This window comes from Candidatus Enterococcus huntleyi, from assembly GCF_009933175.1.
GTDB classification, from domain to species: Bacteria; Bacillota; Bacilli; order Lactobacillales; family Enterococcaceae; genus Enterococcus_K; species Enterococcus_K huntleyi.
Genome location: NZ_MAEJ01000012.1, coordinates 99,136 through 123,956 on the forward strand (window position 1 = coordinate 99,136; position 24,821 = coordinate 123,956).

Annotated in this window: 24 protein-coding genes, 1 tRNA gene and 1 pseudogene; 21 read left to right on the top strand and 5 right to left on the bottom strand. The window is 35.5% G+C overall.

Annotated features, from left to right (window positions below; translation table 11 throughout):
• Positions 1-5 precede the first annotated feature (5 nt).
• The 20 genes and pseudogenes from BAU15_RS08495 to BAU15_RS08585 all read left to right on the top strand — a co-directional run bounded on the left by BAU15_RS08495 (position 6) and on the right by BAU15_RS08585 (position 20,343).
• Positions 6-2,729 (top strand): sigma-54-dependent transcriptional regulator, encoded by a 2,724-nt coding sequence (locus BAU15_RS08495; RefSeq protein WP_161842317.1) that lies wholly within the window; start codon positions 6-8, stop codon positions 2,727-2,729.
• Positions 2,730-2,867: 138 nt separating this feature from the next.
• On the top strand, positions 2,868-3,194 hold the full coding sequence (locus tag BAU15_RS08500; protein WP_161842318.1) for a PTS sugar transporter subunit IIB: 327 nt from the start codon (positions 2,868-2,870) through the stop codon (positions 3,192-3,194).
• A gap of 42 nt (positions 3,195-3,236) precedes the next feature.
• A complete protein-coding gene (locus BAU15_RS08505; RefSeq protein ID WP_237580162.1) occupies positions 3,237-3,557 on the top strand; it encodes a PTS lactose/cellobiose transporter subunit IIA in 321 nt (106 codons plus the stop codon).
• A gap of 135 nt (positions 3,558-3,692) precedes the next feature.
• Complete coding sequence (locus BAU15_RS08510) at positions 3,693-5,099, top strand: PTS sugar transporter subunit IIC (protein ID WP_161842319.1); 1,407 nt, start codon at positions 3,693-3,695, stop codon at positions 5,097-5,099.
• A 165-nt stretch (positions 5,100-5,264) separates the two neighbouring features.
• Complete coding sequence (locus tag BAU15_RS08515; RefSeq protein ID WP_161842320.1) at positions 5,265-5,486, top strand: hypothetical protein; 222 nt, start codon at positions 5,265-5,267, stop codon at positions 5,484-5,486.
• Positions 5,487-5,507: 21 nt separating this feature from the next.
• Complete coding sequence (locus tag BAU15_RS08520; RefSeq protein ID WP_161842433.1) at positions 5,508-5,702, top strand: DUF3188 domain-containing protein; 195 nt, start codon at positions 5,508-5,510, stop codon at positions 5,700-5,702.
• Positions 5,702-6,115 carry a DUF3284 domain-containing protein gene (locus BAU15_RS08525; protein WP_161842321.1) on the top strand — a complete coding sequence of 138 codons (414 nt, stop codon included), beginning with the start codon at positions 5,702-5,704 and terminating at the stop codon, positions 6,113-6,115. Before BAU15_RS08520 ends, BAU15_RS08525 begins: the two co-directional genes overlap by 1 nt.
• A 48-nt stretch (positions 6,116-6,163) precedes the next feature.
• The gene (locus tag BAU15_RS08530) at positions 6,164-7,348 is read left to right on the top strand and encodes a GNAT family N-acetyltransferase (protein WP_161842322.1); all 1,185 of its coding nucleotides are present in this window, start codon (positions 6,164-6,166) and stop codon (positions 7,346-7,348) included.
• Positions 7,349-7,544: 196 nt separating this feature from the next.
• Positions 7,545-7,616, top strand: a tRNA-Arg gene (locus tag BAU15_RS08535).
• A 463-nt stretch (positions 7,617-8,079) separates the two neighbouring features.
• On the top strand, positions 8,080-8,607 hold the full coding sequence (locus BAU15_RS08540; protein WP_161842323.1) for a helix-turn-helix domain-containing protein: 528 nt from the start codon (positions 8,080-8,082) through the stop codon (positions 8,605-8,607).
• 287 nt (positions 8,608-8,894) lie between these two features.
• The gene (locus BAU15_RS08545; RefSeq protein WP_161842324.1) at positions 8,895-9,293 is read left to right on the top strand and encodes a hypothetical protein; all 399 of its coding nucleotides are present in this window, start codon (positions 8,895-8,897) and stop codon (positions 9,291-9,293) included.
• Positions 9,294-10,688: 1,395 nt separating this feature from the next.
• Positions 10,689-12,545 (top strand): beta-glucoside-specific PTS transporter subunit IIABC, encoded by a 1,857-nt coding sequence (locus BAU15_RS08550; RefSeq protein ID WP_161842325.1) that lies wholly within the window; start codon positions 10,689-10,691, stop codon positions 12,543-12,545.
• A gap of 9 nt (positions 12,546-12,554) precedes the next feature.
• Entirely contained in the window at positions 12,555-14,006 is a 1,452-nt protein-coding gene (locus tag BAU15_RS08555; protein WP_161842326.1) for a glycoside hydrolase family 1 protein, read from the top strand.
• On the top strand, positions 13,990-15,048 hold the full coding sequence (locus BAU15_RS08560) for an aldo/keto reductase (RefSeq protein WP_161842327.1): 1,059 nt from the start codon (positions 13,990-13,992) through the stop codon (positions 15,046-15,048). The genes BAU15_RS08555 and BAU15_RS08560 overlap by 17 nt, the downstream gene beginning before the upstream one ends.
• A gap of 580 nt (positions 15,049-15,628) precedes the next feature.
• Positions 15,629-16,504: a MurR/RpiR family transcriptional regulator gene (locus BAU15_RS08565; RefSeq protein WP_161842328.1), complete on the top strand. Its 876-nt coding sequence runs from the start codon at positions 15,629-15,631 to the stop codon at positions 16,502-16,504.
• A gap of 196 nt (positions 16,505-16,700) precedes the next feature.
• The gene (locus tag BAU15_RS08570; RefSeq protein ID WP_237580163.1) at positions 16,701-17,609 is read left to right on the top strand and encodes an ROK family protein; all 909 of its coding nucleotides are present in this window, start codon (positions 16,701-16,703) and stop codon (positions 17,607-17,609) included.
• Positions 17,610-18,244: 635 nt separating this feature from the next.
• Positions 18,245-18,295: pseudogene (locus tag BAU15_RS15925) on the top strand (hypothetical protein); the annotation flags it as partial.
• Between the two features lie 81 nt (positions 18,296-18,376).
• Positions 18,377-18,688 carry a hypothetical protein gene (locus tag BAU15_RS08575; protein ID WP_237580164.1) on the top strand — a complete coding sequence of 104 codons (312 nt, stop codon included), beginning with the start codon at positions 18,377-18,379 and terminating at the stop codon, positions 18,686-18,688.
• Positions 18,689-19,330: 642 nt separating this feature from the next.
• Positions 19,331-19,687: a winged helix-turn-helix transcriptional regulator gene (locus tag BAU15_RS08580; RefSeq protein WP_237580165.1), complete on the top strand. Its 357-nt coding sequence runs from the start codon at positions 19,331-19,333 to the stop codon at positions 19,685-19,687.
• Positions 19,688-20,049: 362 nt separating this feature from the next.
• Entirely contained in the window at positions 20,050-20,343 is a 294-nt protein-coding gene (locus BAU15_RS08585; protein ID WP_161842329.1) for a hypothetical protein, read from the top strand.
• A 209-nt stretch (positions 20,344-20,552) separates the two neighbouring features.
• Here the strand turns inward: BAU15_RS08585 and BAU15_RS08590 are convergent, their stop codons facing one another.
• Complete coding sequence (locus BAU15_RS08590; RefSeq protein ID WP_202622722.1) at positions 20,553-21,173, bottom strand: class I SAM-dependent methyltransferase; 621 nt, start codon at positions 21,171-21,173, stop codon at positions 20,553-20,555.
• Between the two features lie 43 nt (positions 21,174-21,216).
• Positions 21,217-21,750 carry a class I SAM-dependent methyltransferase gene (locus tag BAU15_RS08595; RefSeq protein ID WP_161842331.1) on the bottom strand — a complete coding sequence of 178 codons (534 nt, stop codon included), beginning with the start codon at positions 21,748-21,750 and terminating at the stop codon, positions 21,217-21,219.
• A 258-nt stretch (positions 21,751-22,008) separates the two neighbouring features.
• Between BAU15_RS08595 and BAU15_RS08600 the strand changes: the two genes are divergently transcribed.
• On the top strand, positions 22,009-22,578 hold the full coding sequence (locus tag BAU15_RS08600) for a TetR/AcrR family transcriptional regulator (RefSeq protein ID WP_161842332.1): 570 nt from the start codon (positions 22,009-22,011) through the stop codon (positions 22,576-22,578).
• A gap of 206 nt (positions 22,579-22,784) precedes the next feature.
• Here BAU15_RS08600 and BAU15_RS08605 read toward each other — a convergent pair whose 3' ends face one another.
• From BAU15_RS08605 to BAU15_RS08615, 3 genes are read right to left on the bottom strand one after another with little or no spacing between them, the layout of a single operon-like run.
• A complete protein-coding gene (locus BAU15_RS08605; protein WP_161842333.1) occupies positions 22,785-23,702 on the bottom strand; it encodes an ABC transporter permease subunit in 918 nt (305 codons plus the stop codon).
• A gap of 12 nt (positions 23,703-23,714) precedes the next feature.
• Complete coding sequence (locus BAU15_RS08610) at positions 23,715-23,942, bottom strand: hypothetical protein (protein WP_161842334.1); 228 nt, start codon at positions 23,940-23,942, stop codon at positions 23,715-23,717.
• On the bottom strand, positions 23,929-24,819 hold the full coding sequence (locus BAU15_RS08615; RefSeq protein ID WP_161842335.1) for an ABC transporter ATP-binding protein: 891 nt from the start codon (positions 24,817-24,819) through the stop codon (positions 23,929-23,931). Before BAU15_RS08615 ends, BAU15_RS08610 begins: the two co-directional genes overlap by 14 nt.
• Between the last annotated feature and the right edge of the window lie 2 nt (positions 24,820-24,821).

Below are 24,821 nucleotides of genomic sequence, written 5' to 3' on the forward strand. Positions count from 1 at the left end.
TTTTTGTGAATTCAAGAAAAAGCGAGATATTAAAAACTCTGGAACAAAAAAAACAAGGGATGACTGCAGCCGAAGTCGCAGAAATTTTAGAAATCGATCGTAGCAACGCAAGTAGGTATCTCAGTGATTTGTATAAAGAACATAAAATAACCAAATCGTCTGGGCGGCCAGTGGTTTATTCGATGGCTGGCGAGAAGAGTATTGAGTATGTTGATCACTCGAGTGAAGTGACGTTTGATAATTTGGTTGGGGCCAATGATTCATTAAAGGTTAGTATTCAACAAGCCAAGGCAGCGATTCTCTATCCGCCTAAAGGATTACACACTATTATATTTGGTGAGACAGGAACAGGGAAGTCGATGTTTGCAGAGTGTATGTATCATTTTGCTGTAGATTCACACACACTAGAAAATAATGCGCCGTTTGTCTCTTTTAACTGTGCTGATTATGCTCAGAACCCTCAATTATTGTTTGGTCATATTTTTGGGATTCGAAAAGGGGCCTATACAGGTGCCACAGAGGACAGTCTGGGTCTGATGGCTAAAGCCGATGGTGGGATTTTATTCTTAGATGAAATTCATCGCTTGCCGCCAGAGGGTCAAGAAATGCTCTTTACTTTTATTGATAAAGGCGTCTATCGTCCACTGGGTGAGAGTGAGCAGGTCTATCACGCATCTGTTCAAATTATTGGTGCGACGACAGAATCTTCAGAGAGCTTTTTGACAACCTTTAATCGTCGAATTCCGATGTCGATTACCTTGCCTAATTTGACTTCACGCTCGCTAGATGAACGTTATGAAATTATTTCTTTATTTATTAAGCAAGAAGCTAATCGATTGAATCAACGGATTGATGTCGAACGCGATGCGATCTTCGCTTTTATGTTATATGAAGCAGAAGGTAACATTGGTCAAATCAAGCGGGATTTAAAATTAGTCTGTGCAAAGGCGTTTCTGCATTATCGAACGCATGATGAAAAGCGCTTGGTGATTTATAAGAAGGATTTGTCATTGCAGGTGCAAAAAGGCTTGCTGAAAGTTAAAGAGCTGCCGGATCGTTTGGATTATTTGGCAGATGGTAAGAGTAATTATTTGAGTTTTGAGCCAGGTTCGCCAGATGTTGTATGGTCGCAAGATCCAGAAAGAGATATGCAGGTCTATAATGAGATAGAAGAAAAAGTTTCTTCTCTTTCAAAGGACGGCTTGGAAAATATCGATTTGGAATCCTTAATTTCAAGGGATGTGGATGCCTATTTCCAAACGTATGTTGAAGAGCTTGCACAAAGTGAAATCCATAAAGAGCTGTTGCCAGGAGATATTTGGGATTTAACTAATCGCCTATATGACATGGCCGAATCACGGCTGGATCGGCGATATAGTGAGAAAGCCCGCTTTGCTTTTGCCTTACATTTGCAAAGTACGATTGAACGAGTCAAGGATGGGCACGTGATTGTTCATCCAGATTTGAACAATGTCCGCAAGAAGCTTAAAAAGGAATTTCAAGTAGCCATTGATTTATCGACAGTTATAGAAGAAGAAAAACAAATTGAGATTCCTTTTGATGAGATTGGTTTTATCAGTATGTTCCTCTCGATTAATGTCGGTGAGAAAGAGCGAATCAAGGAAAATATCGTTGGCGTCGTTGTCTTGATGCATGGTAGTTCAACGGCGTCGAGCATGCTAGAAACGGCGCAGGAATTATTGGGTATTGATTCAGGAATTGCTATGAATATGTCGCTAACGATGGAAGTTCAGACGATGTATGACCAGCTTCTCTACTACGTGAAGAAGAATCAGGCACAGCTCACTAACGGCATGCTACTATTAACGGATATGGGTTCGTTGAACTCATTCGGGAATATGATTTATGAAGAAACAGGGATTCGCACGAAGGCGATTACGATGTCCAGTACGATGATTGTGCTAGAGGCGATTCGAATGGCAAATATTGGGCGGAGTCTGGAAGATATTTATCAGAATATCCAAATGTCCTTCGAAAGTATCGTTCGCCAACAGTTCAAAGTGATTCCTCAGGACCGCGAGGAGATTAAGAAAGCTGTGGTGGTGACTTGCTTTACTGGTGAAGGGGTAGCGGCCAAATTGTATGAACGGATCGCTCCAGTGATTGATCAGAGCAAAGTCGAGATTATTCAAATGCAATTTATCGAGCGTGATTCGTTCAAGAAACACATCGATAGCTTAATGGAAGATTATGAAATTAAGGCGATTGCCGGTACGGTTGATGTGGAATATCAAAATATTCCGTTCTTTTCCGCACTAGATATCTTTAATGATGAGAAATTAAATAGTTTGAAACGGATTGCTGGCGATGAGATTCCGGTAGAAAAAATCGTGACATCTTTGCAAGGAACGATTACGCAAGTCGCTTCTTTACAGCGCTTAATTCAACTCTTGCAAAAGACCGTCCATCAAATCCAGACAGATATGCATGTCATTGTTGAGCCGGGAGTGGATGCTGGAATTGTGATTCACCTAGCCTTCTTAATCGATGGCTTACTAAATGGCGATGAAAGTCGAGTTTTTGCCAATCTACCAGCCTTCTCAAAGAAATATCGGTTGGAGTCTGATGTAGTGCGCACCAACTTAATGGTCGTCGAAAAAGCCTACCGTGTATCCATCTCAGAAGATGAAATTGCATATCTAGCTCAGATGTTTATTGAAAATAAAATAAAAAGCGGAGTGGATGTTACACACAAATCCAGTGTGTAATTTTAAAAACTTAGTGTGTGCACAATTAGTATAGACCAAAAGGGCTTGAACTCGTCCTTTTGGTCTATTTTATTTTTGGCACGCTTTTTGCATTAATATATAGTGTAATCAAAAATTCTAAAAGGAGTGGCAAATAATATGGCTAAAAAAACAATCATGTTAGTATGTTCTGCAGGAATGAGCACAAGTCTATTAGTAACAAAAATGCAAAAAGCAGCTGAAGAAAAGGGCGTAGAAGCAGAAATCTTCGCAGTATCAGCATCAGATGCGGATAACAATTTGGAAGCAAAAAATGTTGACGTTTTACTTTTAGGCCCACAAGTTCGTTTCATGAAAGCGCAATTTGAACAAAAATTAGCACCTAAAGGAATTCCATTAGATGTTATCAACATGCAAGATTATGGCATGATGAACGGCGAAAAAGTATTAGCACAAGCCGAAAAATTAATCGACGAAAACAAATAATACACAGAAAAACGAATTATCGAAAAGCCGGAGGACAGAATAGTGGAAGATCAAAAAAACTTAGAAGCAATCATGGGCTTAATCATGTACGGCGGAAACGCTAAGAGCGATGCTATGGAAGCTATTGCAGCTGCAAAAGAAGGCAAATTTGACGAAGCTGATCAAAAGATTGCTGATGCAGAAGCGTCATTAGTGGAAGCGCATCATTCTCAAACAGGATTATTAACACAAGAAGCACAAGGAAATCATATGGAAGTGACTTTATTAACAGTTCATAGTCAAGACCATTTGATGACAGCGATTGCTTTCACTGATTTAGCAAAAGAGATTATCGCGTTATACCGTCGTCTAGACGAAAAATAGACTCTAACTCTTTTTTTGAACGGGAAGAGTTGGAACCATCAATAAAAAATTTTTGAACGGATTTTTTATGATTATTTGGGTATAAAGAAGCTTGTCTTCATTTATATAAAATGAACTTATAGGAGGATTATTAAAATGAATGCATTAACAGCATGGTTAGAGAAGTACATTCTTCCGGTGGCGGCAAAAATTGGTGCACAAAAACACCTAGTTGCTTTACGTGACGCCTTTATCGGAACTATGCCAGCAACAATGGCCGGCTCAGTAGCGGTTATGCTTAACGCAATTATTCGTGATTTACCACCGCAATTTTTTGATGGGTATGATGGGAACACGATCCCAGTTATCAAAGAAATCATTCAGATCAATGGATTTATCTGGAATGGTACTTTGGCAATTGCCGGTGTAATTTTCGCCTTTTCATGGGGTTACAACTTAGCCCGTGCTTACGGTGTCAATGACTTAGCCGGTGGGATTGTTTCATTAGCTGCATCAATTGCTGGTGTCAGCTATTCATTCTCAGGGTCTTTAAAAGATGTTGTTATCAGCCCTGAATTAATGGACTCAATCAACGCTAACTCAGCAACAACTGGTTGGTCTGCAACTGCTGATCAATTAAATGTGGGTGCGTGGGGTTGGATTCCATTAAGCAACATGGATAGTAACTTCTATTTCACTGCTATGATTGTTGGTTTTGTTGTTACAGTTATCTTTGCTAAATTAATGTTAGCAGATATGACAATCAAATTACCTGATTCAGTGCCACCTGCAGTATCAAAAGCCTTCGCGGCGATTATTCCTGCAACAGTTGCATTATACACAGCAGGTATTTTCTACTGGTTATTCTCTAAAGTCGTTGATGTAACATTTATCGCTTGGTTACAAAAAACAATTGCTGAACCATTGTTGGGTATGACTCAAGGATTTGGTGCAGTTGTAGTTGTTACATTGTTTGTACAAATTTTCTGGTTCTTCGGTATTCATGGACCAAACGTATTGGCTCCAATCTTGGAAGGTGTGTTCGGCGTTGCTCAATTGAAAAACGTGAACTTATTCCAAGAAGGCGGTATGGATGCAGTCTTAAAAGATGGTTACAAATGGGTTCGTGGTTCTTGGGATGCGTTTGCATGGTTTGGTGGATCAGGCGGAACAATCGTCTTAATCATCGCTATCTTGCTCTTCTCTAAACGTGCCGACTTCCTAACAGTTGCTCGTCTATCTGTAGGACCTGGTATCTTCAACATTAACGAACCAGCAATGTTTGGTATTCCAATCGTGTTGAACGCACTATTGTTTATCCCATTCTTACTTGCTCCAGTTGTGGCAGTAGCGATTGGTTACTTTGCAACAGATTTCGGCTGGGTAAATCCAGTATCACAACAAGTAGTATGGGTAACACCTCCATTCTTACTTTCATTCTTAGCAACAGGTGCTGACTGGCGTGCGCCAATCGTAACCTTAGTAAGTATGTTAGCGACATTCGCTATCTGGACACCATTCGTACTTGCTGCAAATAAAGTTGATCCATCATTAGGTGAATAAAACTTTTTAGTGAAAACCGCGATCGCTTCTTGAGGTGAAGCGGTTTTCACTTCATTTTTTTTAATATTTGAATTTGTAAATAGAGACTGCTACAATGGCAGTGTGAGAAATGAATAATCGGTTGAATTACGGTCGGTTTAATGGAAATAAAGGGAGGAATTACAAATGATCAGTATTGCTAGTGCGATGCAACAAGAACCAATCAAAGAATTATTAGAGGGATATAACGAAGATGGCATCAGCTTCACTTTTAAAGAAAAACAAGGGATCAAATTAATTTTTGAAACAACTGCAGATGATAAAGATGCAGCAGCAAAAAAAGCCAAAGAACTGATTAAAGCAGAACCTTGGGGAAGCGTATTATTTTTCCAAGCAGCGGCGGTTTAAAAAAAGATTGGACGGATGAAAATGATTAAGAATGGTTTATTTTTATGCAGTATCGGCTTTTTGATTATTTTATACAGCCTAAATCCGCAGAACTTGCAATATGATGTTTTAAGTATGGTGACAGGATTTACTCTGATTGGCTTAGGTATCTTTTTCTTCATGAAAGGCAAAAAGAAGGAAGATCTTAAGAAAAAAGAGGACGGGGGTAGTAAATAATGGAAATCGTTCAAAAACTTAATATTCCAGCAGAATTTTTCTTTGATAAAGTGGTGGACTCAGTTATTTTTGATATTCGAAAAGCAACGGGAAAAACAGTCTCAAGAAAGCAACTGCGCAATTATGAATATGTGAAACAATTTTCTAAAGATAGTCGGGCGAGAATAAAAATTGATAAACTTATCGAAAACCAAGCCTATCATTTCAAAACGTCAACGACACGGAATGCTTATGTCGTGCAATATGATATTCGTCCGATAGATGAAAAAAGCTGTGAAGTACATTATACCGAAACGATGGAATCCTTTGGGCTCATCCAAAAAGCAAATGACTTCCTAGTAGGAATGGTCCTAGGCTTTTTCAAAAAACGTCAATTGAAAAAAATGTTGACTATGATAGAAGCATCATACTAAAGGGGTCTACTGGACGCCTTTTCTTTTTTTAGTCAGAAAGAGGAGTATATGAATAAAGCAGAGAAATTAACAGAATCACATATTCCACAGATGCTTGATTTGGCAGCTTATGCGTTTAATTTTCCGGATCCGGAAGCTGCGCGTGAACGTTTCGAATTTCTGGCGCAACATTCGTGGAATTATGGTGATTTGGATAAAGACACATTGACGAGTCAAGTGATGGCTACGCCTTTTACAGTTGATTTTCATGGTCAGGAGTATTCGATGGCGGGCGTTGGATTCGTGGCTTCTTATCCAGAATATAGAGGGCAAGGTGGCATTAATCGGACGATGAGCTATCTTTTAGCTGATTTGAATGAGCAAGGCATTGATTTGTCTTATCTGGCACCATTTTCGTATCCATTTTATCGTCGATATGGCTATGAATTGTTATTTGAACGAATCAAATATAAATTGTCTTCTGCGGAATGGCCGAATGTTGGGAAAGTTCCTGGACGGATGAGACGGATGACTTATGACGGAATCAAAGCATCGTTGGCTGAGATTTATCATGCGATGCCAGCCCACACACGTGGCGGACTTAAACGCGAAGAATGGTGGCTGGATTATAAATTATCGATGAAGCCTGGCAAAAAGTTTGCGCAGTATGAGGCGGAAGACGGGACAGTCGAAGGTTATCTTGTCTATCGCGTGGACGGTGGGACTTTTGTAATTGAAGAGATTGGTTACTTAAATGCGACAGCGCTTAAAGCCATCACTGGTTTTATCGGCTCGCATAGTGGCGCTTTCGCAGAATTTGTCTATGAATCAGCCTATACTGGCAGCAATCTGAACTACTTATTACCAAGCGCGCGCTTTGAGATGAGTATTCGCCCGGAAATGATGGGCAGAATTATTAATGTCGAACGGTTCTTACAAAAATATCCATTCAAAACAGGAAAAGCAGCTGAATTCTATCTGAAAGTAACAGATGATCCATTTGCTGAATGGAATGAAGGAATCTATTGCGTAGAAATTTCTGCTGAAGGACAAGCTCAAGTCGAAAAATTAACGGAAACAGTCGATCGCCCAGTCATCGAAGGAACGATTCAGGCACTGACGCAGTTATTATTTGGTTATAAGACAGGGGCGGAATTAGCCTTTTATGAACGACTACAAGCAGAAGAATCTGTTCTAGAAAGATTCTCTAGTTATTTAGTCGAAGAATTGCCTGTCTTGGAAGATTACTTTTGAGAAAACGGACAAGAGGAAATGCTCAGCTTGCTGTAAGAAACAAGACGAGTACTTCCTCTTTGATGTTGAGCAGCTGAGCTCATTCTCTAGTAAATTAAATGACGGCGATGAATTGACAGTTGTCGGTTACTGCTTTAGAATAATCTAGTGTGTTTCTTTTAGGAACAGGCAGTTAGGCATCGTGCCAAGTGAATTAGCCCTTGTAGTTAAACGGATATAACAGACCCCTCCTAAGGGTCAATTATCAGTTCGATTCTGGTCAGGGGCGTAAATGAAATTAAGTCGGAACCTTTTATTTATAAGGTGTTTCGGCTTTTTATTTGTTTTTGAAATTCATGATTATTTTAGTGATAGAATATTAATAACAAAAATAGTGTATAACTACATGATAAATTCTTGCTAATTGGGAACGAACTATTTTTCTATTTGCTAAGGAATCAGATACAATGAAACGAGCAAAGACTTCGTTTCTTTTAATTAGCAAGATAAAAGTAAGCATTAATTTTCCTTTTTTGAAGAGATAAGTTGAGCTAACGTATTTGCTAATTCTGGAGATTTTTGTAACTGTTCAATTAAGTATTTAAATCAAGAACAGGTTCTATTTTTTCTTCAGAAAAATAAACCTTGATTTATAGGGTTTAGTAACATGTTTCTATGGTATTTTTTTGCTTTAGTAGGTAGATTGGGTAGAGTAGATAAACAAATGATAGTAAGGTGAGGGTGTAAAAAATATGGAACTTAGTGAAACGTTGAAGGAAAAAAGAAAAGAATTGTCAATGACACAAGAACAGGTTGCAGAAAAAATTTTTGTATCTCAAAAGTCTGTTTCAAATTGGGAAACTAAAAAGACATTTCCTGATATTGAAAGTTTAATCCGTTTAGCTCATTTGTATGACTTATCTTTAGATCATTTATTACTGGAGGGATCAGATATCGTGAAAGATATTAAGGTTCAAGCTGAACTAAGCACAATGAAAAAACTATCCATACCACCGTTTATTACCAATATTAGTTTAGTTATTTTATTAGTAAGTCAAAAATGGTGGGGGAATCTTTCAACACAAGCAACGATTATTATTGCAATTAGCCTATTTTCTAATTTTATACCACTGTTCTATTTTAAAAGTAGAGCTGTTAATTTAAAGAATGAATTAAAGAATAGTAAAATCAGTAACTGGTTTGTAGTTCCTTTGTTAGTGATGATTATAATTTTTGCAGTAGGGTTGATCATTTTTACTCCCACTCTTTTTAAAAAATAATTTATCAGTTAAATTTGTAGAAATATAGCAAGCGGTTAACTGTTTAATAAGTTTTGAATAGTTCGATTTAAATTAGTTGTATAGAAATAATACCTAATGGAGGTGAGAGGGTTTTTATAGGGTTCAAAGGCTATAAACAAAAAGCAACTAAATAATTTTATGGTGGATAATGAAGGATAAACATTGTTGATTAAGAATTCCTTCTATTTATCAATTAAGAATTTCTTTTTTCTACTGACTAGAATAGAATTGGAGTGTTCCGGTAGTAATAAGAAGGGCGGGCACTTATGAGCAAAATTGATTGGTGTAACTATGATGAAGAAAATCTACATCAATTAAGATCACGTGGCTGTGGATATCTCTTTCTATTAATAATTATTTTATGTATACCTATAGGATTCCTATTTTTGAAAACTATCGATTCTTTCATAAATGATCCAAGAGAGCAAATTAGGTCGCAAATATCTGATTTTGTAGATATTCCGGCTTATGATCCTAGAGATAATTCGTTTAGTGTAGAAAAAATAGACCAGCCATCAGAAGACATGGTTTTGTATGAAGTTAAAATTATAAAAAATGAGAATGGTAGCATGGGAGGAGAGTATTCATTTATTGTGAAAGCGCGTATAAAGAAGCGGTTATTTTTTAGTTCAAAAATAGAAATAATTGAGGCGTTCAAAGACTAGTAATAAAGTTTTAATTTTATAGCAAAAAAGAAATGGAACTATATTTAAAGATGAGTCATCTGGTACTATTGTAAAGTTTTTTTGTGATATAAGTCCTAGTCGTTTCTCGTTGAATCTAAATCTTTATGTAACAACAGTAATTGAATATATTCTAATATAGGAGGAACTATAAATGAAAAAGTATTCTTTTTAGGGATTTTGGTAAGCGTTTTATTTTCTGGCGTGACTGCTTACGGAAATGAAAAAAATGCAGATTAGGAAACGATAGTAGCGCTTGATATTTATACTCTTTAAGAGGGGAACATACTGATTACTGAGTCCAAGCATACGCGTATTCACCAAGAGCGGTAAGTACAGCAACAGGATATTGGACTGAATATGTAATGCACAAGTTTGGAACTTTAAATTAAAATATTGCTGCATGTGGTTGGAATATAGTTAGAAACTCTAATAGGCTTAACCATGAATTACGAATCAATGTTGCCCGTTCTACTAAAAGTGTTGTTGATGAGATTAATTTTCGTATTTTAGATTAAAAATGTGTAACTTATTATAGACAAATTGTACGGATGATTTGAGCATTTGCTCAAGTCATCCGTTTTTTACGTGTGTCAGACATGGTACTTATCTAGCGGGTGCAAGTCTAGTCGTGGATAGTTACCACCAAGCGTAGCGAACCACAAGCCGACGTCAGTAATGACGGAGGGGGAGAAAGATGTGTAGCAAAACTTTGAGCCTGCGAATAGAAACTTGATAAGGCTAAATGGTGGATGAGGATACATTACAAACTGAAGTTCAAAAGGTAAACGTAAAACAAAGACAGTAAATCAAGAGGTTGTATAGTGAAAGATAAGTGTCTTACTTAGGGAGATTCTATGGATAAGCACAAGAAGCTTTAAAATCAACAATCGTTAAAGCCGGTCGAAAAAGGTTAACTGTAGGAAGTAAGCTGAGATTCTGGATGAATTACTCCCCCGGCAGCCGACTGTTCAAGAGCAGTGTGCAGCAGGATACAAAAAATACCAAATAGCCTAAGCATAGTATAATGCTTGGGCTATTTGGTGTGTAGATACTAGATGATTAGGCACATACGTACAAATGTTATCTAAATCAATAGTTGAAATAGTGAAACGATGCTCCAAAAATGAATTAATAAAAATATAAAAAATTAGAGCAGTGTTTTTGAATCTTCTTTTTCTCTATGAAACAGGTTTTCCATATGATATTAATTAGAAAGAGTAATAAAGTAAATAAAATAGATTATTTGAAAAAAAATACTGTTTACTCTAATTCAGAATTTAAGTAGGGAAAGATGAAAACTATTTTCGTTAATGTACACTTCAAATACGGCCGATTTGATGAGTGTTTATTAAAATATAAAGGTTGGAGGATATTATGGATTACTCTAAAACAGCTCAAGATATTCTTAAAGAAGTTGGTGGTGAAACGAATGTAATTTCACTAGCACATTGTATGACGCGTTTGCGTTTTGTATTAAAAAACAACGAGCTTGTCGATGATCGTAAGTTAGAAACTATTGATGGTGTAGTCGGAGTCAACCGTCAAGGTGAGCAGTATCAAGTTATTATTGGAAATGACGTAGTCGATGTATATAAAGAGATTGATCGTATTGCTAAGTTTGATGCTATTTCTGAAGAAAGTAACGAGGAGAAAAAAGGACCTGTTTCAAAAGTGTTTGATTTTATATCTGCATGTATGTCCCCACTTTTTCCAGCATTAATTGGCGCGGGTCTTATTAAAGTACTGCTAGTCTTATTAGGCCCTAGTACCTTCAATGTCGTTAGTGAAGCGAGTAGTATCTATGTTATTTTATCAGCATTGGGCGATGCAACGTTCTACTATATGCCATTAGCAGTTGCAGTGACAGCTTCCCAGCGCTTGAAAGTGAATACGTTTCTAGCAATTGGTGTGGTTGGACTTTTGATTCATCCTGATATTGTTACTTTATTAGGAGGAGAAGATCCAACAAAACTATTTGGGGTAATCCCAGTTGTACATGCTAGCTATGCTTCATCTTTAATTCCAGCATTATTAACTGTAGTTCTTTTAAAATATGTTAGTGATGGTTTTGATAAAGTCTTACCTTTGTGGACAAAGAACTTTTTGAAGCCTATGCTAGCGATGCTTGTTACTGCCTTTATTTCATTAGTTGTTTTGGCACCATTAGGAACAATAGTGGGTGAATGGGTCATGACATTGATTACTTCAGTTTATGACTTCGCCCCATGGTTAGCTATAGCCTTATTAGCAGGAGGTATGACATTTATTATTATGTCTGGGATGCATTGGGCATTTGTGCCAATTACGATTATGTCATTAAGTACAACAGGTTATGACGCGTTGTTAATCCCTGCAATGATGGCTTCAAATCTAGCACAAGGTGGCGCAACTCTAGGAGTAGGGTTTAAAACGAAGGATAAAAGTTTAAAATCAATCGCTTTTTCATCAGGAATCACAGCAACTTTTGCCGGGGTGACTGAGCCAGCTTTATATGGCGTAACTTTGAAATTGAAGAAACCACTCTACGCTGTTTGTGGTGCTGCAGCAGTTGGCGGACTTCTGGCAGGGATAGTTGAGTTAAAAGCTTATGCATTTGCAACACCTAGTTTAGTCGCTATTGTACAATTTATTTCACCAGATGGTGGTATGAATTTTATCTATGCTTGCGTGATTGGCCTTGTATCATTTGTTGGCGCATTAGTAGGGGCTTATATTTTAACAGATAAAGGTGAATCGAAGAGTACCTCATCATCAAATGACTATACAGAAGACAAAGATTTATTGACCGTTTATAACCCTGTAGAAGGAGAAGCCAAAGAATTAAGTAGTGTCACTGATGAGGTTTTTGCATCTGGAGTGATGGGAAAAGGCTATGCGGTTGAGCCAAGTGTCGGTCTAGTGAAAGCACCGTTTTCCGGTATAGTTGAAGTATTTATGGATTCCCATCATGCATTAGGTCTCATTTCAGATAGTGGCATCAATGTGTTGATTCATGTTGGAATGGATACAGTCGAGCTTTCTGGCAAGTATTTTACGCCTAAAGTTAAAGTCGGAGATAGAATAACAACAGGCCAAACGTTACTAGAGTTTGATATGGATAAGATAAAAAAAGCCGGCTATGTTTTGACAACGCCAGTGGTTATTACAAATACAAATGAATATTCTGAAATTAATCTTTCGACTCTTGGTCAGCGAACATTTACTGACAAGATGATTCGTATAGAGAAATAGGGGATTACTATGAAAAAGACTACATTTAAAGAAAATTTTTTATGGGGTGGCGCGATTGCTGCCAATCAAGCTGAAGGAGCTTGGGATGTCGATGGAAAAGGGGTTTCAGTACCCGATATCTGTACTGGAGGTAAATTTGGTCAGAGTAAGCTCATCACACCTGTGATGGATAAAGAAAAATACTTTTATCCAAGTCATGAAGGTATTCAACATTTCTACCGTTTTAAAGAAGACATTAAATTATTTGCTGAGATGGGCTTCAAAACATTTCGTTTCTCAATTAATTGGACCCGGATTTTTCCAAATGGGGATGAGGAAGAGCCGAATGAAGCAGGCTTGAAACACTATGATGAAGTAATTGATGAATGTTTAAAATATGGAATTGAACCGTTGATTACTATTTCTCACTATGAAGCACCTTTTGGTCTAACGAAGAAGTGTAATGCCTGGGTGAGTCGAGATATGATTGGTTATTATCTCAACTATTGCCGAACACTTTTTACTCGTTATAAGGGGAAAGTAAGGTATTGGCTGACATTTAACGAAATTAACTCAGCAACAGAACCGATTGGAGCTATTCTGGGCCAAGGTATTCTTAACGATTTAAAAAATCCTACCCCTTTCATGGAGCAACCAGATCTTCCTGAGCAACGCTATCAAGCGCTACATCATCAACTAATAGCAAGTGCGTTAGCTGTAAAACTAGCAAAAGAAATTAGTTCAGAAAATCAAGTGGGAAATATGCAAATATATGCGGGGAGTTATCCGTTAACTCCTAATCCAGCTGATGTCCTTTTAAATCAGCAATATAATCAAATGAAGAATTATCTTTGCTCTGATATACAAGTAAAAGGAAAATATCCATATTATTTCGAAACCTTTTTACAGAAGGAAGGTATTGAGCTGATTAAAGAGCCTGGTGATGATGACATTCTAATGGAGGGGAAAATTGACTTTATCAGTCTGTCTTATTATGTATCTTCCTGTCAATCAACAGACCCTTCGATAGGAGTAGGCGAAGGGAACATTATGGGAGGGGCAAACAACCCATATTTAGAAGCCAGCGAGTGGGGTTGGCAGATTGATCCCAAAGGTCTTCGGATTGCACTTAATGATTTGTACGATCGTTATCAGATTCCATTGATGGTTGTTGAAAATGGACTAGGAGCGAAGGATGAACTAGAGAAAGATGGTACAATTCAGGATGATTATCGAATTGATTATCTGAGAAAGCATATTGAGCAAATGGCTTTAGCTGTGGAAGATGGTGTTGATCTGATGGGATATACCACTTGGGGATGTATTGATTTAGTCTCAGCAACAACTGGTGAATATGCTAAACGCTATGGTTTCATCTATGTTGAGCGTTACGATGATGGAACAGGTGATTTTAGCCGACGGAAGAAAAAATCATTTGAATGGTATAAGGAAGTTATTGTTTCAAATGGATTATGTTTATAATTTATATGAAATTGGAGGGATTTGGTGTGAAAAAAGATTTTTAGGAGATATTGAGGTTGGTGTAATTGGCCTAGGATGCATGGGATTCTCTCATGCTCATGGTGATCCGGCGCCTCGTGAAGATTGTATAGCTATGATTCGTAAGGCATATGAACTAGGTGTTACATTGTTTGATACAGCTGATGTTTATGGCGATGGTCATAATGAAATTTTAGTTGGAGAAGCTTTAAAACCTATCAGAGAAGAAGTAGTGATTTTGACTAAGTTTAATCCGGAAAAGAGCCCCATTTCAGATTCAGCAAAAGGATCAGTGGAAGAACAAATTGAACAGCGTCTAGATGCTTCACTAGAAAGGCTCGGTACAGAGTATATTGATATTTATATGATGCACCGCGTAACAGATGATGTTCCTATAGAGGAAGTTGCACGAGCAATGAAAACATTTAAAGAAAAAGGTAAAATCCGTGGCTGGGGTATGTCAAGAGCTACAGAGAAACAGATTCGAAATGCTCATGATATTTTACCAGTGAATGTCGTTCAAAATGAATTTTCAATGATGGTAAGAACGCCTCTGGAAAATGGTGTGATTGCTACGTGTAAAGAGTTAGGTATTGGATTTACGCCATATATGCCATTAGCTTCAGGTTTTCTGAGTGGAGCTTATAAGCCAGGAATGACCTATAAGAATGATGACATTCGTCGTGTGTTCTCATGGTTCACTGACGAAAACATGAAAAAGAATCAGCCAATCTTAAGCATGCTGGATAGCTTGGCAAAAGAAAAAGATGCTACCTATGCACAAATCGCACTGGCTTGGTTGATGCACAAATTTGATCGTTTAGTGCCAATTCCAGGAATGTATGAAGAGCGCTATATTCATGAAAACCTTCGTACAGCTGAAATTGAGTTGACGGATGAAGACATGCAAGTCATTGATCATACCTTGGATAATATTACCGTTTATGGTGATGGACAGGAATGGCGCGTTGATCAATTACGAGAACTGTTGAAAGAAGAAGGATATGAGTTGAATGAAAAATAGTTAGAAATTAATTTTCATTTTTAGGTAAGTACAGTAAATATTTCTTCTCAAGTAGCAAAAGAAATGACTAGCGGTTAAAAATTATCTTGGTTTTACGATTTAACGGTTATGAAGGGATAAAAGCAAATTTTCAATTCATTCATACTGATTTTAAGTCAATTATTTTATGAACACTTACTTGTTAGTACTAAAAAATAACAGGTAAGTGTTTTAGGTCTTATCTCAAAATCATAGATAAAATCAGGCACATTTAATATGGGGTTAGTCATTATTCATGAAAAGTACTTTTACTGCTTTCAGATAAATCAAAAAGTAGAGGATATGAAATCCCTATTTCTCCTGAATATAGATTTGATTAAGGGATATGTTACTATTTTTAAGTGGATTCAATAGCAAAATGCGAATGTTACTAATATATCAAGCCAAGCAATTTGCGAATGACGTTCTGTTCCGGTCAAAGAATGAAAAATATGTCATCAAATCATTTTCTTCTCTATGAATTTGTTTCCAAATATGTTATTAAATAAGAAGACAATAAAATTTAATGAATATATTTTTATGGACTAGGGAGAGAAAAACTATGCTATTAGAAAAGCGAATGAAACTGGCGCAGTTGACAAAAGTAGAGAAGAGTATTGCTGAGTATATTATGACTCATAAGAATGACTTAGAAAAACTTTCGACTAGAATGATTGCCAATGCGACTCACACTTCCTCATCAGCAGTTATTCGTTTAGCGCATAAACTGGGGTTTGCTGGGTATAAAGAGTTGAAAGCGCATTACATTCAAGAGATGGCCTATTTACAATCTCATTTTCAAAGTATTGATGCAAATATCCCCTTTACGGAAACCGATACTATAATGTCAGTTGCTCATATTATGAAACAAATGATGATTGAATCTGCAAATGATACCTCTTCATTGATACGGCATGATTCATTACAGCAAGCCCTTAATCTACTTGAGAAGGCGGCCCATATTTACATATTTGCTTACAGCAGTTATTTACCATTGGCACAGGTATTTCAGGTGAAAATGGCTAGAATAAAGAAACAAGTTATTGTACAGAATATGATTGGAGAGGCAAACTATCAAGCGAATCTAATAACAAAAGAAGATTGTGCCATTATCATTTCGTATTCTGGAGAAAATCCATATTTAATAAAGACCACTAAAAGTTTAAAGAGAAAAGGAATTTCTGTCATTGGAATTACGAGTGTTGGTGAGAATAGTTTGAGAGAATTTTCGGATTGTGTGCTGGATATTTCTACGAGAGAAAAATTATTTTCTAAAATTGGTAATTTTTCTTCAGAATATTCAGTTGAGTTGATACTTAATATTTTGTACTCATGCTATTTTCAATTGAATTATGAAAAAAATAGGTCCTATAAAGTTTTGCAGGCAAAAAAGATAGAAAATAATCATTTTTTGAACAATGATTTGTTGAATGATTGAGTTTTAATTGTAAGCAACAAGATTTGACGGAAAGTGTATTGTTTTTAATTGAATTGAAGATGTTTGCCTATTCTTCTAGAAACACATTGAGGTTAACTAGTTAACAGTAGTGATGCAATTCTCTGACAGTATAAAGAGTGGCTGATTTAAATGGCGGGTCATTTTAACCGTAGTTGACAAGGGAGGAAGAATAATTTTGGAAAACTATTTAACCATAGATATTGGTGGAAGTTATATCAAATATGCTTTAATGAACATTGAGGGAACTTTTTTAGAGAAGGGGAGTATTCAGACACCCCGGGAAAAACTAGCTGATTTAATAAAACTGATTCAAAGTATCTATTGTAAATATGAAGGGGTAAAAGGAATTGGGATTAGTATGCCTGGAGTAATTGATATGAAAGAAGGGTTTGCCTATACAGGAGGATCTCTATCATATATTCAGGAATGTCCATTTGCTTCCCTCATTCAAGAAGCCTGTAATGGAGTTCCTGTTACAATAGGAAATGATGCAAAATGTGCTGGTTATGCTGAGATTGGTTTCGGGGTTCTTAAGGATGTAGAGGATGCAATCATCTTAGTTTTTGGTACAGGACTCGGTGGCTGTATTGTCAAAAATAGGGAGGTTCATCAAGGAAAGAATTTTTCAGCTGGAGAAGTATCTGCAGTTAAAATAAATACTTCAGAGAGTAACAATACTAATAATTGGTGGGGAGTAAATAGTGGTGCACGTGGATTACTCCGAAAAGTACAGAAATCCATAGGAACCAATCAAAAATATACTGGAAAAGAAATATTTGCCATGGCAAACGCCAAAAATCCTCTTGTTCTTGAGGCATTAGATCATTTTTGTCATGATATTGCTGTTCAAATTTTAAATTTACAAGCTATTTTCGACCCAGAAAAAATAGCAATTGGTGGAGGTATCTCAGAACAGGAAATATTTATTCAAGCTATTCAGGAAAATATTAATAAAATCTATACAGCTAACAAAGGCTATCCAATTCCACTGCCTAAAGTTGTAGCTTGTAAGTATAGAAACGATGCTAATTTATTAGGAGCGTTTTATCAGCACTTACAATTAAACAGAAATCGTCTGGATTAATCAAGATAATGCCTGCATGTGAGGAAATGAGTGTTAAAAATTTGTATTTAATGAGCCCTGAAATCGAAAATCCGGTGTATTTTGTAGACTTACAATTCAGCACCTTTGTTTATTTTTTACTGGAATTGATGCCTACTAGGAGAGCGTAAGGTAAGTAATTTATGTTTTTCTGTGTAATTCATTTGCCAGTCGCTCGATTTTACGAGAAGTAGGGGCTTTCTCTTGTGAAATTAGCGAATAGAACTAGCCTACTTAAACCATATTCTTAGGTATCGCCAAATAGGTATGATTCAATGATTTAAAGTGAATCAATTAAACATTTATAAGCAGGCCATATGTTTTCTTTTGGTGAACCTGAGGTTGGGATATCTAAAGTGAGTTTATTCATATTATAATTTGAATAAATTGATTTTATTCCTTTAGAGGATAAATGGTATCTGTGATTCGTTTACTTTATCAAAAAAACACCTGAAAAGACTGTTTCTATGGTGTCTTTTTGCTTTAGTAGGTAGATTGGGTAGAGTAGATAAACAAATGATAGTAAGGTGAGGGTGTAAAAAATATGGAACTTAGTGAAACGTTGAAGGAAAAAAAGAAAAGAATTATCAATGACATAAGAACAGGTTGCAGAAAAAATTTTTGTATCTCAAAAGTCTGTTTCAAATTGGGAAACTCAAAAGACATTTCCTGATATTGAAAGTTTAATCCGTTTAGCTCATTTGTACGACTTATCTTTAGATCATTTATTACTGGAGGGATCAGATATCGTGAAAGATATTAAGGTTCAATCTGAACTAAGCACAATGAAAAAACTATCCATACCACCGTTTATTACCAATATTAGTTTAGTGATTTTATTAGTAAGTCAAAAATGGTGGGGGGATCTTTCAACACAAGCAACGATGATTATTGCAATTAGCCTATTTTCTAATTTTATACCACTGTTCTATTTTAAAAGTAGAGCTGTTAATTTAAAGAATAGTAAAATCAGTAACTGGTTTGTAGTTCCTTTGTTAGTGATGATTATAATTTTTGCAGTAGGATTGATCATTTTTATTCCCACTCTTTTTAAAAAATAATTTATCAGTTAAATTTGTAGAAATATAGCAAGCGGTTAACTATTTAATAAGTCTTGAATATTTCGATTTAAATTAGCTGTATAAAAATAATACCTAATGGAGGTGAGGGGTAGAGCTAATAGTATTGCAACTATTAGTCTTTAGAAGTACTATACTTGGTTAATATTAGAATGCTACATACAGAGACAATCAATGTCAAAGGTGTCATTAAATATTTTTCCTTTAGACTATTGGTAATAAATAAGTTGCTGAAAATAGCAATGGTTGTAAAAATTGTTATTCCTGTCAAATATTTCTTAACGAGATTCAAATTTATATTCGTTTTTAATATGTCACAAAATATTAGATACGCATATCCGGCTGACATCCATAAGATAAAAAAGATTACGTTAACAATTCTCAAATGAAATGGAATTACAATATAAATTCCTCCTAGCACAAATTCTCCAAGTGGAGCCCCAAATATTAGAAGCAAATGTAGTATCGCATTGAATAGATAGAGAGAACTACAGACAATAGACAACCTTTTCTTCATTTTATCCCTCATTTCTTATATAATGATTATGTGTAAATTATAAATAAATTAAAGGAATTTGAATAGTACGCACTTTTTAGTTCAGTACTAACCAAAAGGTAAGAAAAGTGGAAAAATGTGACGATAATAGTAAATGTGTAGCAGTCAACTATGGTTATGAAGGTATAGAAAAAGTTATAGATATGATTTCTGGAAAATGGAAATTAAGGATTTTATATTTATTATCGTTATCTATTAATTGCCGTTATGGCAAACTAAAGGAAAAATTAGGTAACATCAGCCATAAGGTATTAAGTCAACAATTAAAAGAATTAGAAAAAGATGGCCTAATTATAAGAACTGAATATCCAGAAATTCCACCTAAAGTTGAATATATGTTAAGTGATATGGGATTAGGATTGATTCCAGCTTATGAAGAGTTTGGTAAATGGATGTTAGATTATACTCAAGAATTAGGATTATGAGTTTAGATAGGAATAGATGGTTTATTGTATGCTATCAAGTGATTTTTTCTTTCGTTGAGGTCACGTATACCTATAGTTCAAAACTATATTTTCGGGCCGCTCGCTTCAGATTTTTCCTGCTATTCAGTTTCTTTGTTGGAAGAGAATTTTTATAGTTCCTAAGTGCAAGTTATTCTATATTCTTACAGTTCGATAATTAACATCTGGATTTGCCAATAGAGTAGAATATGATGATTAAGGTTAAAAAACACTCATTATTAACGTGTGACAGATAAAAAGAAGTATACTTATATGAAATCGTTTGCAAAATAGTGAAGTTTTCTAGTAATGAACTTTTAACATAGATAATGGAGGGCAAGAAAATGAGACTTAGCCGGAAAAATAAAATTCTGTTTTCAATTGTATCATTAATTTTTATATTATTTTTTGTACTCCATTCCACACCGGAGATTGCTGTAAGAACCAATATTTTCTTTTCCGGATATTTCAAAGAAGGACTGACATCTAAAGTACAGGAAAAGAATAGTTCAGAAAAACAGTTACTTGTAGTTTCTCCTCCGCCATTTGAAAAATCCACTCATTCTTCTTTAGAAACGTATCAAGTGCATAAAGTTTGTATTTTCTTTTATTGGGCAGATTACTACGGGGAAGTATAGGTGGTACAACAAAAGATTAATGGTTGTCAGCTCGTAAATTTGGTAGGGTAGAAGTAAATAAGTGCCCGTTATCAATAAAAAGACGTCTCTTTAGTAAGACGTCCTTAAAATAATATAGGTTAAGTTGAAATTCTAGCCATATATGTATATTGAAATTCCCTCACAAATTACTAGTTGTAATTAGCTTTTTAGTAAGTTTTTCCTCAAAATTAATCGACTTTCTTATGTACAGTATATAGAATCCAATCCCCATTTTTTATTTCTTCTACTTCCGTAAATCCAATCTCTTTTAGTAGTTTGGACAATGATTCTGTTGTTTTAAAATTATCCATATGATAGTCAATTTTATCTTTTTCGGAAGATAGAATTAACACTGAATCGGCAGCCATTACTCGATATATTTCTGCAAATCCTCTTTGAAGATTATCCCAATACATATGGGTCTGAATGGCAAAGACCACATCAAAAAATTCGACTGGATAGCTCATATTAGCAACATCTCCGATTGCTAATTTTACTTCCCCATTATTAATCGCCTCTTTATTTAATTCAACGGCTGTTTTATAGGATTCTTCAGAAATATCTACACCGTAGATAGACATATTTTGTTCTAAATCAACTAGATTTTTGATAGTTGAGCCACCGCCGTACCCAACATCTAAGACGTTAGAATCGTACTTAACTTTGGTATTCTCAATGGTCCAGCCACTCAAATTAGCAAAATACGACGCCCATATCTTTGTGACAACTCCCCCTACAAACCCATGTGGATTAGCTGCTTGTCCGCTTAAATAATCAAGTAATGGATTATAGAATACTACGCTTGTCATAATCAAACTTATAAGTAAAATTGAAGCTACTTTTTTTTTCATTTTATTTTCCTTTCACACACCGGTAATGTATCCAATTGTTTGTTTCAAAGATATCGACTTCGCTAAATCCGACCTTTTTTAACATATCTGTCATCGTTTGTTTATCTACGTATTGTGGCAAGTGATAGAAAATTTTGTCTTTCTCACATATAATATTAAACTCTCCATTTTCTGTTAAAAGCGCTAGAATTTTGGCACTAGCACTCTCTAAATTAGTCCAATACATGTGAGTTTGGACTGCAAAAATTTTATGAAACATATCTTTAGAAAAGGGGAGTCTTTCTGCTTCAGCTTGGACTAATGAAACTTTATTAGATCCGATAAAATCTTTATTTAATTTCGTAGCTTTTTGTATCGCAGCTTTTGAGATGTCAGCTCCATATATTTGTTTGGCGTAGTTATTTTTGGCTAAATAATTGATTAATGTACCGCCGCCACTGCCTATTTCGAGAACTATATCTGTTTTTTGTAAATGGGCGTTAGTTAGTCCCCATAATGCCATACCAATAAATGTTTTATTCCAAATAGTAATCATTAGATTTCCCACCACACCTGTGGGATTACGGCACTGTTGTATGAGATAGTTCATAAGCCTTGTCTGTATGTTCATTTTGCCTCCATCTGTAAAGTAGTTTTGTAATATTGCGTTCGATATTACAAAACTACTGTAGCATATAGAGTTTGGTTCAGTCAACAAGTTTTGAATTATTATTAAATATATTTCAAAACTATAATTTTTTGTGATAGACTGTATATATCGTAAAAATACTCTAGATAGCTAAAGGAAATTACTATGAATAAATATGAGGAACGAACACTAAAGAAGCAAACAGATATTGTGACGGCGGCACTAAATTTATTTGGAGATCAGGGTTTTTCTAATGTTAGTATTAAAGATATTGCTGCGCTGGCGAATGTATCACAAGTATCTATCTATAACTATTTTGGAAATAAAGAGTCATTAGTAACTGAATGTGCGAAAGTGATTATGGGCGATACAATTAAGCTAGCTGAGGAAATACTGGCTACTGATGAATCCTTTGAGCTAAAGTTAGAACGGGCATTGTCATTATGCGATAAAGAAATCAATCGTTCATTGAGTAAGTATTTATCCGAACAAGCCAGCAATGATGGGCAGTTTTTAACCTTGTTAATCCAAAATATCAATGATTTAAAAAAAGAAATCTATATGAAATACATTGCGGTGGGCAAAGAGGAACAGGTCATTAGTGAGGCTGTTTCTGACGAGGTTATCGGTTTATTTATTGATGCAATTAATACGCTAGGTATGTCAATTTCAGAAGAACTTAAAGCTAAACAATCTGAAGTGATCCATCTATTTCTTTATGGTTTAATCGGATAATCGAACTAAAAATAAATTTTTGGCTTATTAAAGTCAATTATCAGCTCGATTCTGGTCTGAAACGTTAAGTTGAAATAAACCCGAAACTCTTTAGATAGAGAGCTTCGGGTTTTTGCATATTTTTGAATAGTTTAAAATTGAAGGTTTTCTATGACGAAAACTCTGTGCGACACCAGTGAGAAAGGCTGACTCACAGGACCATTCGTTCACCTTTGTTTATTCGGTCGCGTCAAATAGTGATTTCCAAAGTAGTTTAAACATAAGAACAGGCTGGCCGTTACTAGAAGACTACCGAAAAATGGCAGCATATCTTGAAATACTGTATCAGAGATATCCATGTTTTTCGATTTTTGATAAAGGTTGACGTAGTAAAATGGCAAGAACTTTGTATAAGCAAGATTGGAATAAAATTCATCGATAAAGAGTGTGGGAAAGCCCATGATGAATGTTGTACCGATCAATGTTAGAAATGAGTCCTTCTTTAGCTTTGATAAAGTGATTAGAGTAAATAATGTAGTGAGTGTAACTAGTTCAAAAAATACAAGAGACTGAAGCAAATATTGCTTTAAAGTGACAACTTCAACAGTCTGATTTTTAATTTCTAGTAATATAGGGTACTGCAAGTTACCTAAATTATGGGAATAGAGCCAACTGATTAGTAAGGCTACACTTGAAATAATCAGTGGTAAAGCTACTGTTATAATTAAGGAAAGACGTATTTTGTTCGTATAAATTTTTTCTTTTTTTATAGGGAGTAATTTTAATAATTTGATGGTATTCTGTTCATATTCTTTTGCAAACAAATCGAAAAATAAAAGGATGATTAAAAGGATTCCACCGTATGAAAAAAAGTAATCCATACTATTTTTTACAAAATAGAGTGCACTTGTGCTTGCGTCTAAGTTAGTGGGTGGGATATTTTCGTCTAAGAGATATTGGTTTTTATCGATTAATTTTTGAATATCTTCTTCTGGATAGACAATCTGTCCGCCTAGGTTTTCTATTAACATGCTTGATTTTAAGTACAATATATATTCGGAAACAGCTTCGCGCCAATCGTCTTTTTGGTAGGCCGTGGAATGTTTATTTAGGTGTGTTAAGGCTTGACTATATTCTTCGTTCATGCGTTCATTTTGTTAAATTTGAGTCTCGGTCATTTCGTCAGTTGGCGCTGCTGCTGCCTGGTCAGAGAGGGCTACAAGATCATAAAAGGTGTCTTCAATTGAGATTATATAATTTGCTCGCACTTGTTTTTCTTTTTGTGTAACGTGAGCGAAAAAGAAGGTGAGTAGCAGAAATGTCAGTGAAAGAAGCACCAACGTTTTATACGACTTTAGCCACTTTTTGTATTCAAATTTCATCATCTGAAAGCCCCCAAAATAACTCTAAGTAAATTTCTTCTAAATCCCAAGGTATTTTCTCGATATTCCAGACTTCAATTTGATTGTCATCGATAAATTTCTTTAGTTGCTCAAATTTTTGAGGACTACTTGTAATTTCAATTTTATGAGTGGTTTTTACTTGATAAGAAATCGCTTGGGCAATTAAAAAATCTTCAATTAATTGCGTATCCTTAATGATCAACGACCATTTTTCCTCATGACGTAATACATCTTGGAGCGCTTTTAATTTTCCCTCATGTAAAAATAAAATCGTCTCAGTTAATTTAATGACTTCGCCTAAATTATGCGAGGAGAAGATAATGGTCGTACCTGCAGCATGCATCTTTTTCAGTATATTTCGAACGGTAATGACGCTATCAGGATCTAATCCATTTAAAGGTTCATCTAGCAAGAATAGCTTTGGATTAGGTAAAATTCCTAACGCAAACAGCAGGTGTTGCTTCATTCCTAGTGAGTATTTTGCTACTCGTTTATGTATGTAGCCACCGATTCCGACTATTTCTACGACCTGGGCGATATCCTCTGCCGTTTTATGGTACATTTCCGCAATAAATTGTAGATGTTCAGCACCCGTTAGTTCATTGTACAAAATGGAATTATCTTGCATATAGGATAATTCGCTAAATAAAGATCGATCGTTAAGTTGCTTGCCTCCAATCTTTATAGAGCCTTCTTGGTAGGATTCTAAGTCTGTGAGTATGTTTAATAAGGTTGTTTTTCCCGTACCATTTGGTGCAACTAAGGCGATAATTTGCGGCTCCTGTATTTTCCAATTGAGGTCATCTAAAATGAGATCGGATCCATAGCTTTTTGTTAAACCAATGACTTCTAAAATCATGT

Coding starts and splice junctions, on each gene's coding strand:
- BAU15_RS08615 (WP_161842335.1), bottom strand. CDS start 24,819: ATGATTTTAGAAGTCATTGGTTTAACAAAAAGCTATGGATCCGATCTC.
- BAU15_RS08510 (WP_161842319.1), top strand. CDS start 3,693: ATGAATGCATTAACAGCATGGTTAGAGAAGTACATTCTTCCGGTGGCG.
- BAU15_RS08500 (WP_161842318.1), top strand. CDS start 2,868: ATGGCTAAAAAAACAATCATGTTAGTATGTTCTGCAGGAATGAGCACA.
- BAU15_RS08515 (WP_161842320.1), top strand. CDS start 5,265: ATGATCAGTATTGCTAGTGCGATGCAACAAGAACCAATCAAAGAATTA.
- BAU15_RS08565 (WP_161842328.1), top strand. CDS start 15,629: ATGCTATTAGAAAAGCGAATGAAACTGGCGCAGTTGACAAAAGTAGAG.
- BAU15_RS08590 (WP_202622722.1), bottom strand. CDS start 21,173: ATGACAAGCGTAGTATTCTATAATCCATTACTTGATTATTTAAGCGGA.
- BAU15_RS08595 (WP_161842331.1), bottom strand. CDS start 21,750: ATGATTACTATTTGGAATAAAACATTTATTGGTATGGCATTATGGGGA.
- BAU15_RS08540 (WP_161842323.1), top strand. CDS start 8,080: ATGGAACTTAGTGAAACGTTGAAGGAAAAAAGAAAAGAATTGTCAATG.
- BAU15_RS08610 (WP_161842334.1), bottom strand. CDS start 23,942: ATGATGAAATTTGAATACAAAAAGTGGCTAAAGTCGTATAAAACGTTG.
- BAU15_RS08555 (WP_161842326.1), top strand. CDS start 12,555: ATGAAAAAGACTACATTTAAAGAAAATTTTTTATGGGGTGGCGCGATT.
- BAU15_RS08600 (WP_161842332.1), top strand. CDS start 22,009: ATGAATAAATATGAGGAACGAACACTAAAGAAGCAAACAGATATTGTG.
- BAU15_RS08525 (WP_161842321.1), top strand. CDS start 5,702: ATGGAAATCGTTCAAAAACTTAATATTCCAGCAGAATTTTTCTTTGAT.
- BAU15_RS08545 (WP_161842324.1), top strand. CDS start 8,895: ATGAGCAAAATTGATTGGTGTAACTATGATGAAGAAAATCTACATCAA.
- BAU15_RS08520 (WP_161842433.1), top strand. CDS start 5,508: ATGATTAAGAATGGTTTATTTTTATGCAGTATCGGCTTTTTGATTATT.
- BAU15_RS08605 (WP_161842333.1), bottom strand. CDS start 23,702: ATGAACGAAGAATATAGTCAAGCCTTAACACACCTAAATAAACATTCC.
- BAU15_RS08560 (WP_161842327.1), top strand. CDS start 13,990: ATGGATTATGTTTATAATTTATATGAAATTGGAGGGATTTGGTGTGAA.
- BAU15_RS08530 (WP_161842322.1), top strand. CDS start 6,164: ATGAATAAAGCAGAGAAATTAACAGAATCACATATTCCACAGATGCTT.
- BAU15_RS08585 (WP_161842329.1), top strand. CDS start 20,050: ATGAGACTTAGCCGGAAAAATAAAATTCTGTTTTCAATTGTATCATTA.
- BAU15_RS08550 (WP_161842325.1), top strand. CDS start 10,689: ATGGATTACTCTAAAACAGCTCAAGATATTCTTAAAGAAGTTGGTGGT.